General features: G+C 50.0%; 8 protein-coding genes. 4 read left to right on the top strand and 4 right to left on the bottom strand.

Annotated features, from left to right (window positions below; translation table 11 throughout):
- Positions 1–154: 154 nt before the first annotated feature.
- From ACJHVI_RS09925 to cls, 3 genes are all read left to right on the top strand, one after another.
- Positions 155–1,699: an OpgD/OpgG family glucan biosynthesis protein gene (locus ACJHVI_RS09925; protein ID WP_483184572.1), complete on the top strand. Its 1,545-nt coding sequence runs from the start codon at positions 155–157 to the stop codon at positions 1,697–1,699.
- Positions 1,687–3,774, top strand: a complete 2,088-nt coding sequence (mdoH, locus tag ACJHVI_RS09920) for a glucans biosynthesis glucosyltransferase MdoH (RefSeq protein WP_483184571.1) — start codon at positions 1,687–1,689, stop codon at positions 3,772–3,774. The genes ACJHVI_RS09925 and mdoH overlap by 13 nt, the downstream gene beginning before the upstream one ends.
- 93 nt (positions 3,775–3,867) lie before the next feature.
- Positions 3,868–5,331: a cardiolipin synthase gene (gene cls / locus ACJHVI_RS09915; protein WP_483184570.1), complete on the top strand. Its 1,464-nt coding sequence runs from the start codon at positions 3,868–3,870 to the stop codon at positions 5,329–5,331.
- A gap of 394 nt (positions 5,332–5,725) precedes the next feature.
- On the opposite strand, the gene asd is transcribed toward cls, so the two are convergent.
- The 4 genes from asd to gpmA form a co-directional block, all read right to left on the bottom strand.
- Positions 5,726–6,838: an aspartate-semialdehyde dehydrogenase gene (gene asd / locus ACJHVI_RS09910; protein ID WP_483184569.1), complete on the bottom strand. Its 1,113-nt coding sequence runs from the start codon at positions 6,836–6,838 to the stop codon at positions 5,726–5,728.
- A 210-nt stretch (positions 6,839–7,048) separates the two neighbouring features.
- Positions 7,049–7,975: a hypothetical protein gene (locus ACJHVI_RS09905; RefSeq protein ID WP_483184568.1), complete on the bottom strand. Its 927-nt coding sequence runs from the start codon at positions 7,973–7,975 to the stop codon at positions 7,049–7,051.
- 22 nt (positions 7,976–7,997) lie between these two features.
- Positions 7,998–8,333 (bottom strand): hypothetical protein, encoded by a 336-nt coding sequence (locus tag ACJHVI_RS09900; protein WP_483184567.1) that lies wholly within the window; start codon positions 8,331–8,333, stop codon positions 7,998–8,000.
- 177 nt (positions 8,334–8,510) lie between these two features.
- Positions 8,511–9,254: a 2,3-diphosphoglycerate-dependent phosphoglycerate mutase gene (gene gpmA, locus ACJHVI_RS09895; protein WP_483184566.1), complete on the bottom strand. Its 744-nt coding sequence runs from the start codon at positions 9,252–9,254 to the stop codon at positions 8,511–8,513.
- 160 nt (positions 9,255–9,414) lie between these two features.
- Here gpmA and ACJHVI_RS09890 point away from each other — a divergent pair.
- The coding region (locus ACJHVI_RS09890; protein WP_483184565.1) for a transposase at positions 9,415–9,707 on the top strand (293 nt) is incomplete at its 3' end.

Here is a 9,707-nt window from a genome sequence, read left to right as displayed (position 1 = left end):
CAGAATCATTATGCTTTCTCGCTCTAAAAGTGTAAGATGTCGGTAAGAAGCGTTCATTTTAAGAGTCCTTTTTTGTTGGGGAACAAAATTATACTCTATTATGAATGCTTCTTTTTTTGCACTTGGATTGTAAATTCAAGCCTTAAAAAACGATATGAAAAGAAGGCAATTTGTGGCAGGTTCTTTGGTCGGCGCAGCGGTGGCCGGCAAGGCTTTAGCTCAAGAAGCGCAGCAGGCTCAACAAGCCGGCGCCGAGGCAGAAAAGCACAGTTTCGCCAAAGTGGTGCGAATCGCGCAGGAGTTGGCGCAAAAAAGCCATCAGGCGCAGCGCCTTGATATGCAGGGCGTGTTTAAAGATTTGTCTTATGACCAATACCGCGGCATCCGTTTTCGCCGCAATGCCGATCCTTTGCAGGGAAACCCTTTATTCGGCATGGATTTATTGCCGCCCGGACGTTTTTATCAGGAGCGGGTCGAGATTGCTTTGGTCAATGCCCAAGGAGAGGTGCAGGCGCTGCCTTTTAATCCTGCCATGCTCGATTTCGATTCCAATCTTTTCGTGCAAGACAATTTAGCCTTTGATGAAGAGCAGATTGCGGCGATGAGCTGGTCGGGTTTTCGTCTGCGTTTTCCGCTCAATGCCGAAGAAGTGCAAGATGAATTTTTCGTTTTCCAAGGCGCGAGTTATTTCCGCGCCGTGGCGCGCGATACCTTATACGGCTTATCGGCGCGCGGTTTGGCATTAAAAACGGGCGATAGCGAAGGCGAGGAATTTCCGCTGTTTTCGCGTTTTTGGATTTACCGCCTCGGCAAAGGCGAGCAGAGCATCCGTATTGATGCCTTGTTGGAAAGTCAATCGATTACAGGTGCTTACCATTTTGAAATCACGCCCGGTGCGGAAACCGTCTGCACCATTCAAGCGCAGCTGTTCCCGCGGGTGGAAATCGGCAAATACGGCATCGCGCCTTTGACTTCTATGTATTATTTCAGCCCGACGCGCCGCCAGCAGGTCGATGATTACCGCAATGCCGTCCACGATAATGACGGACTGGCGATGCACACCGGCAACGGCGCGCGTCTATGGCGGCCTTTGGCAAACCCCAAAACCCTGCAATATTCCGCCTTTGTCGATAACAATCCCAAAGGCTTCGGCTTTTTGCAGCGCGCACGCCATTTCGAGGCCTACCAAGATGCGGAGGCGCAATATGAAAAACGCCCTTCCGCTTGGGTGGAACCGCTGGAATCTTGGGGCAAAGGCAATGTGTCTTTGATTGAAATTCCCACCGACAGCGAGTTTAACGACAATATCATCGCCTTTTGGAGCGGCGCGGAATCTATGCAGGCAGGACAAAGCTATCGCTTTTCTTACCGCCTGATTTGGTCGCAGGCAGGACCGCGTTATCGCAACCGCGCTATCGTGCAAGCCAGCCGCATCGGCAAATCGGTCAATGACCCGCAGGCTTATACCGTCGTGATTGACTACCGTTTCGCCGAAACGGTCACTGCGGAGCAATTGCAATTTGCCGTCAATGCCAGCCGCGGCACGATTACGGCATCGCATGTGTCAAGATTAGCCAACGGTTTGCTTCGCGCCAGCTTTGACTATCGCCCCGACAAGCAAAATGCGGAATTACAAGCCGCCTTATCTTTGGAGGGCAATGCCGTCAGCGAAACATGGTTCTACCGATGGACAATCTAAAACGCCCGCCCGTGCCGGCGGATGCGCCTTTGGCAATGCCGGTACAAGACTTAGGCAAAAAGCCGCAGGCATTGCCGGTCGCGCGCAGCATGCACACCTATCTGGCGCGTCTGCTTGCCTTTGGCGGCGCGGCGCTTATCGGCAGTATCGGCACTTGGCAAATGTATCGTGCTTTCGGCAATACCGATTTCAGCTTCCTGCAATGGATTTTGCTGTTCTTGTTTTCCCTGACCTTTTACTGGGTGTCTTTTTCCGCCACTGCGGCATTAGCAGGCTTGCTGCCGCAGCCGCCGGTCGCGGAAGGCTTGAATCCCGAAGGCGGCAAAATCGCCATCCTCATGCCGGTATACGGCGAAGACCCCGCCATGACGGGCGCGGCATTATTCACGATGGGCGAGGAATTGGCGGACAGCCCGATTGCCTCGCGCTGTGAAATCTTCATTTTATCCGACACGCAGAAAACCGATGCTTGGCTGGCGGAAACCGCCGCATTCAATCAATTGCGCCAACGCTGTCGCCTGCCGGTCTGGTATCGGCGCCGCCGCAAAAACATCGGACGCAAGGCCGGCAATATCGCGCAATTCGTGCGCCGTTGGGGTGCACGTTACGAATATCTCCTGATGCTGGACGCCGACAGCCTGATGAGCGGCGACAGCATCCAAACCATGGTCGCGCGCATGGACGCCGAACCGCGCTTGGGCTTATTGCAGACGGCACCGCGCTTAATCGGCGGCGAATCCTTATTGGCGCGTACCATACAATTTGCCGGCGCACTCTACGGCAAAGTGGTGGCGCGCGGCGTCAATGCTTGGCAGGGCAATGACGGCAATTACTGGGGACATAATGCCATTATCCGCTGCCGCGCCTTCGCCCAATCCTGCGGACTGCCGGAGCTGCGCGGACGGCGACCGATCGGCGGACATATCATGAGCCATGATTTTGTCGAAGCCGCTTTATTGCGCCGTGCCGGTTGGCAAGTGCGCATGGATCCCGATATCAGCGGCAGCTTTGAAGGTCTGCCGCCCACGCTCGGCGATTTGGCAGGACGCGAACGCCGCTGGGCGCAAGGCAATCTGCAACATCTCGGCGTGTTGCCGACCAAAGGCTTGAGCTTTGCCAACCGCGCCCATTTTGTCATCGGCATTCTCAGCTATTTGATGAGCCCGATTTGGATGCTGATGATGAGCGTCGGCATGCTGATTACCACCCAAGCTCTATTCACACAGCCGCAATACTTTCCCTTGGCATATCAACTCTTTCCCAACTGGCCGACCTTTGACAGCCGCCTGATGCGCCTGCTCTTTTTCAGCGCCTTAGTTCTGCTCCTGCTACCTAAAGTCATCGGTTGGCTCATGGTGCTGTGCAATCCTCGGCAACGCCGCTTATTCGGCGGCGCTTGGGCAGTCAGCAAAGGCTTTTTCTTGGAACTCTTGGTTTCCACACTCTATGCGCCGATGATGATGCTGATTCAAACCCATCATGTGATTGATATTTTCTTAGGGCGTGATTCGGGTTGGGCAACGCAAAGCCGCAGCGGCGACGTTATCCCTTGGTCGGCGGCGCTGCGCCAAACATGGCTGTATCTGCTTATCGGCATTTTGCCTTTGATTGCGCTCACCTATTTTTCGCCCATGCAATTGCTGTGGTTATCGCCGGTCTTGCTCGGCTTATTGCTCTCGCCCTGTCTGGCGCGCCACAGCGGCAATGTCGCCTTAGGGCAATATTTGGCATCGCGCTATTATTTGCTGATTCCCGAAGAAATCGATCCCAGCCGCGAAATGCGCAAAGTCATGCTCTTCCAAAACCAATTCGGCGAAGCGCGTAAAGTCAATTTGCGCAGCCTGCTGCAAAATTCTTCCCTGCTTGAAGCCCATATTGCCGCCCTAGACAGCGAAGACAGCCTCAAGCTCGACGAAGAAGATTTTCTTTTGGCGATTACCGTAAAAGCCAAACTGGAAGCGGCGCAACATCTGGACGAACTGCTGCGCTATCTGAATGATAAGGAAAAATTATTTCTAGCCGGCGACGCCGCCTTATTGCAGCAAAGTCATCAACATTTTGCCAATCGGGCATAATATTCAAGCCTTTCTTTTAATTAAAAAGAAAGGCTTTTTTGCTGCAAAGCTGAGAAGGCTGCTATCATTTCATTTTAATTCAAGGAAGCGCAAATGGACTGGTCAAGCATATTTTTCTATACACACTTTGCCCTTGCGGTGCTTGCCAGCATCCGCATCATCTACTCGCGCCGTTCCAGCAGCGCCGCCTTAGCTTGGCTGACTTTGCTTTATGCTCTGCCCGTATTCGGATTGCTGCTCTATGCCTTAATCGGTGAACCCCAACTCGGACGACAGCGCGCACGCCGCCAAGCCGATTTGCTAGCCTTTCACACCGAATTTGCCGACCGTTTTTTACCGCCTGACACAATTCCGCTCTGCGACATCCGTTTTCGCCAACTCTCCGAATTCATTAAAAAAGAATGCTATTTTGCCGCCTTAAGCGGCAACCGCGTACAGCTATTTCAGGATACCGACAGTATGTTGAACAGCATGATTGCCGACATTCATGCGGCAAAACATTCTTGCTTATTAGAATTTTACATTATCGACGTAGAAGGACGGATTGAGGCGCTGATGCGCGCCCTCATCAGTGCCGCTACTCGCGGCGTACGCTGCCAAATACTGGCGGACAGCGTAGGCAGCAAAAACTTCTGGGAATCGGGCTGGCCTCAGCGATTGCAAAAAGCCTGCGTAGAAGTTACCGCCGCTCTGCCGGTCGGCATCGCCAGCTCCCTATGGGTGCGCAGCGATTTGCGCAACCACCGCAAAATCATGGTTGTAGATTATCGCATCGCCTATACGGGCAGCTACAATCTGGTTGACCCCAAATTATTCAAACAGCAATCGGGCGTGGGCGAATGGATTGATGCCATGATGCGCTGCGAAGGCATGATTGCCCAGCAATTAGCCGCGGTCTTTTACGGCGATTGGGCGGTGGAAAACGATTACAATCTGAAAGCCACCTTGACGCAACTCAACGGCTATTTGCAGGAAATGCCCGACCATATCGAAATGCAGCAATTAGGCGGCGATTTATTACAAACCCTGCCCTCGCAGCCCGGCAGCGATCAAGCCCTGATTTATGACGTCATTACCGCCGCGCTTTACCGCGCCCAAAGCCAGATTGTGATTTGCTCGCCTTATTTCGTGCCGGACGAAGCCTTGCTCAATGCCCTGATTACCGCCGCCAAACGCGGCGTAGAGGTCAAACTCATTATGCCCAAGCACAATGATTCCCGTCTGGTCTATTATGCCAGCCGCGCTTATTATCAATCTTTGCTCGATGCCGGCGTGGAAATCCTTATGTATCAGGACGGCTTACTGCACACTAAAACCGTTTTGGTCGATAGACAGTTCGCCTTATTCGGCACCGCCAATATGGACATACGCAGCTTTTATCTCAATCTGGAAGTAACGATTGCAGTCTATACCGCTGATGCGATTGCACAAATCGAAAGATTACTTGAAGATTATCTCGATGATTGCCAACCGGTAGAACTGTCGAAATGGCAGATGCGCGAACGCATGCAACGCTTTTTAGAACGTTGCGTGCGTTTGATTAGCCCTTTGCTATAGTCTAAGAATTGAAAAAGTATTACGGCCTTGGCTCGCCTTGTACTACTTCCATTTCTCCGACGATATGAATTTCGGCGTAAAATCGCTATGCTGCGCAGTATTGCCCGTATATAGAAAAGGAGAGTAGGATGAGATTCATATCATTTTTAACCAATTGCTTAAGTAGATTTTGGAAGGGTTTGGACAAGCATAATCTGCCGCGATCTTGCCCCTGTATACCGATTGATGCCGAAAAATTAGCGGCGGACAGAGCTTTCAATGCCTTGCACAAAGAAGAGAAAAAATAAAACGGTATCGCGAGATGCCGTTCTTTATGCCTAGGTTTTTATGTCTAAGTCTTTGATGAGAAAGGAAATTCTTATATTGATATTCCGCTTCTTTAAGAGCTTAGGGCTTAAATTTTGCCGGTTAAAATATTGAGCATGCGGCGCAGCGGTTCTGCCGCCCCCCATAGCAATTGGTCGCCGACGGTAAAGGCGCTGAGATATTCGCCGCCCATATTGAGTTTGCGCAAACGTCCCACAGGCACGCTTAAAGTGCCGGAAACGGCGGCAGGTGTGAGTTCTTTCATACTGAGTTCACGTTCATTAGGAATGACCTTGACCCAATCATTATGCGCGGCTAAAACGCTTTCGATTTCCGCCAAAGGAATGTCTTTTTTCAGCTTAATCGTCAAAGCCTGCGCATGAGAACGCATGGCGCCGATGCGCACGCATAAGCCGTCGATAAGAATCGGATTGGCTTCGCGCTGCATGATTTTATTGGCTTCTACTTGCGCCTTCCACTCTTCTTTGCTTTGTCCGCTGTCCAAGGCTTTGTCAATCCAAGGAATAAGACTGCCCGCCAAAGGCACGCCGAAATTCGTGGTGTCGATGCCGCCGTGCAGGGCTTGGGTAACTTTGCGGTCGATATCTAAAATATTGCTAGCGGGATTGGCAAGCAAATCATGTACGCTGTTTTCCAAGCCGCCCATTTGGCTTAAGAGTTCGCGCATATTTTTTGCCCCTGCGCCGCTGGCGGCCTGATAGGTCATCGGCGTAATCCATTCCACCCAATCATTGACCAAGATACCGCCTAAGGCAATCATCATCAATGAGACGGTGCAATTGCCGCCGATGAAGTCTTTTTTGCCTTCGCTGATGGCGCGGTCGATAACGTCGCGATTGACAGGGTCTAAGACAATGATGCTGTTTTTCTCCATGCGTAAGGTAGAGGCGGCATCAATCCAATAGCCTTGCCAGCCTTGAGCGCGCAATTGCGGATGGACGGCGCTAGTGTAATCTCCGCCTTGGCAGGTAATGATGATGTCCATTTCCGCTAAGGCGGCAATATCATTGGCATCTTTGAGCGTTTTGCCGGCGCCGGCAAAATCAGGGGCAGCTTCGCCTGCCTGCGAGGTGGAAAACAGCGTGGTATCCACGCCGGCAAAATCGTTTTGCTCGCGCATACGCTCTATTAAGACTGAGCCGACCATGCCGCGCCAGCCGACAATACCGAGTTTTTTCATCGTTTTTCTCTCCCATGTAAAAGGGCTTATTTAAACGTGAATTTCACAGGCTTGCAATCACTTTTTTAGGAAATATCGCTAGAAGAGAAAGAAAGACCGTTCAAGGCGGCGTCGCAGATAGTTCGGAAGCTGCGGCAAGCTGAGCCGCAGCCTCGTCATTATCAATTTTTGCCGACAGTATCCGTTATAAAAATATTTTAAATTAGATGGTTATAAAAATGCGCATTGAATCGGCAGTCCGAACTGCCGTCTTTGCACGCGATCAAGGCTGTCGGTAAATAAATGGGGGCTAGGCATGTTTTCATAGCTAATCCGCAGTTCTTGAGTAGCAATTCCGTGTTTATTGAGCATACTGAGTAATTGTTTTTCACGGTTGATAAAGGCTTGCGTGTCGCCTTCGCTGTAAAAAACGATGTGATTCAGGCTTTCTTGCACGATGCGGTATTCTTTGTTCCAAGGCGTACAGGAAGCGGCGAAATCTTCCAAAGGCGTGGCGAATACCGGCAGATAACCGCCGTTTTTTCCGGCCAGCCAAAAGACGTCGTTAATCAGCATTTCCCGCCGTTTGATTGTCAATTGCGCGGAGCCGCAGCTGCAAGGCCTGTCTGCGGCGGTAAAGACGCTGTTGCTTTGAAAGCGGAAAAGAGGCAGAGTTTTGGCATGAAAATCCGTGTAGATAGGAATCAGACGCTGCTTATCTATCCATTTAATTTCAAAGAAATATTGATTTTCCTGCAAATGCAGCTGTCCTTTTTCGCAAGGCGCGGCAAGCAGGCGTCCGCCATGGGAATACAGCGTCTGCACTTTGCCGAAGGCTTTGCGCAAAATCAGGCGGTCGCGCGTGCTGAGCATACCGTTTTCGCAATAGACCTGTTTAGGCTGAATCTTGAGTTTGTCTGCTAATTTGTCATAGGCCAATTGCAGCAATGTGCCGTGCGGGGCGATAAGAATATCCGGCTGTTGCTGCTCGATTTGCTCCACATGGCTTTCATAACTGCGAAATAAATCATATAAACGGTAATCCGTTTCTGAAAGCAGCGGCAGGCGGTGCATAATATGGCTGAAGTAGAAAAAATGGGCAATGCGTACTTGCGCGGTACCGGCATTGCGGCTCAATACCGCAATAAAATGCGCCATTTTTTTAATTTGCTCTTTTTTATCATAAAACTTGCAATTCCCAACCGCTGTGGCGGACCGATTGCATGAGGGTGAAGTATTCCGCTTCTTTATGCCATTCGCCGCCGCGTGCATGAATGCGCATCCCTTCGGCAAACAGTCTGTGATAATCCAAGGCGGGCACGGTGCAGAGTGTGGAAAAATTTTGCGCGATGCCTCTGGTGTCCATCATCGGAATTAGGCTGCTGGGCTTGCCCAACCAAGGGCGGTAATACAAATTATTAGCGAGTTGCTGACGGAAATATTGCTGCAATTTCTCGCGTTGATATTCTGCAAGTGATTCTTTGTCTTGGAAATTAAGCCGGTTTAATCTCCGCATGGCGCTATTGATGTCTTTTTCGCTAATTATGTATCTGAATATTGAAGATAATTTCCCGAAGGATTCTATCATTATTCATTTTTTTTGACAGAAAATTTCAATATAACGAGGGCTTCGTTTAAAAAAATAAAACGCGCTCTTGTTAGAGAGCACGTTTTTCGGCTGTTGAAGCGGGAATTATTTTTTGCCTTGATTGGCAACGGCTTCCTGCAATTTGCGGATTTCTTCCGCATCGCCTAAAAAGCGGTCGCCAATCAGATTCATATTGTCATCAAATTCAAATAAATATGGGATACCTGTCGGCAGATTGAGGTTTACAATATCTTCGTCTGAAATGCCTTTCAAATGCTTGACGATACCGCGCAAGCTGTTGCCGTGGGCGGCGACGATGATTTCCCCTTCTTGTTCCAGAGCAGGTTTGATGTGGTTTTCCCAGTAAGGCAGAATGCGCTCAATCGTATCTTTCAAAGACTCGGTCAAGGGCAGGGCGGATTGATCGAATGCGGCATAACGCGGATCTTGCTGCGGTGCGCGTTCGTCGGTGTTTTCTAAGGCGGCAGGCGGCACGTCATAGCTGCGGCGCCAAATCAATACTTGCTCTTCGCCGTATTTTTCCGCGGTTTCGGATTTGTTCAGGCCTTGCAAAGAGCCGTAGTGTTTTTCATTCAAACGCCAGTCTTTCTCGACGGGAATCCAATCCAAATCCATCGAATCCAAGGCGAAATTCAGGGTTTTAATCGCGCGTTTGAGGTAGGAAGTAAAGGCTTTTTTGAAGACTAAGCCTTCTTTTTTCATCACTTCGCCCGCTTTTTTGGCTTCCGCACAGCCTTGCTCGGTCAAATCGACATTCGTCCAACCGGTAAACAAATTCAGTTTATTCCATTCGCTTTCGCCGTGGCGTAATAATACTAAGCGTTTCATCGCTGCTCCTTTTTGAAAAACAGCGCTTAGTATATATAAAACGATACGATTTCTACAATCAGCATTTTCAAGATATGAATAAATTGTTAGGCTGAAACCTTTGCAAAACCCCAAAAAATCCTCTAAATTCCCCCCAACCCAGAATTGAGAGGATTTTTCCATGAGCAGTTTCTTCTACCACTCCGCCCAAACCCTACTCAATCAATACGCTGACCGTTTCCCCTTGCTTAAAATCACCCAACTGCTCGATTGGCAAGCCATTGAACACACTCTTGCTAGTAAAAAAGTGGCTGATTTGCGCGACCATGGTGGTCGTCCTGCTTATCCGTTGTTGCCGATGTTTCGTGCAATATTGTTGGGACAATGGCACAGTCTTTCCGATCCTGAATTAGAACGCAGTCTGGTTACCCGACTGGATTTTATGATTTTTTGTCAATTTCCAGACGAAATGAA

Source organism: Suttonella sp. (assembly GCF_056855035.1).
This window is presented reverse-complemented; position numbering and strand designations above follow the sequence as displayed.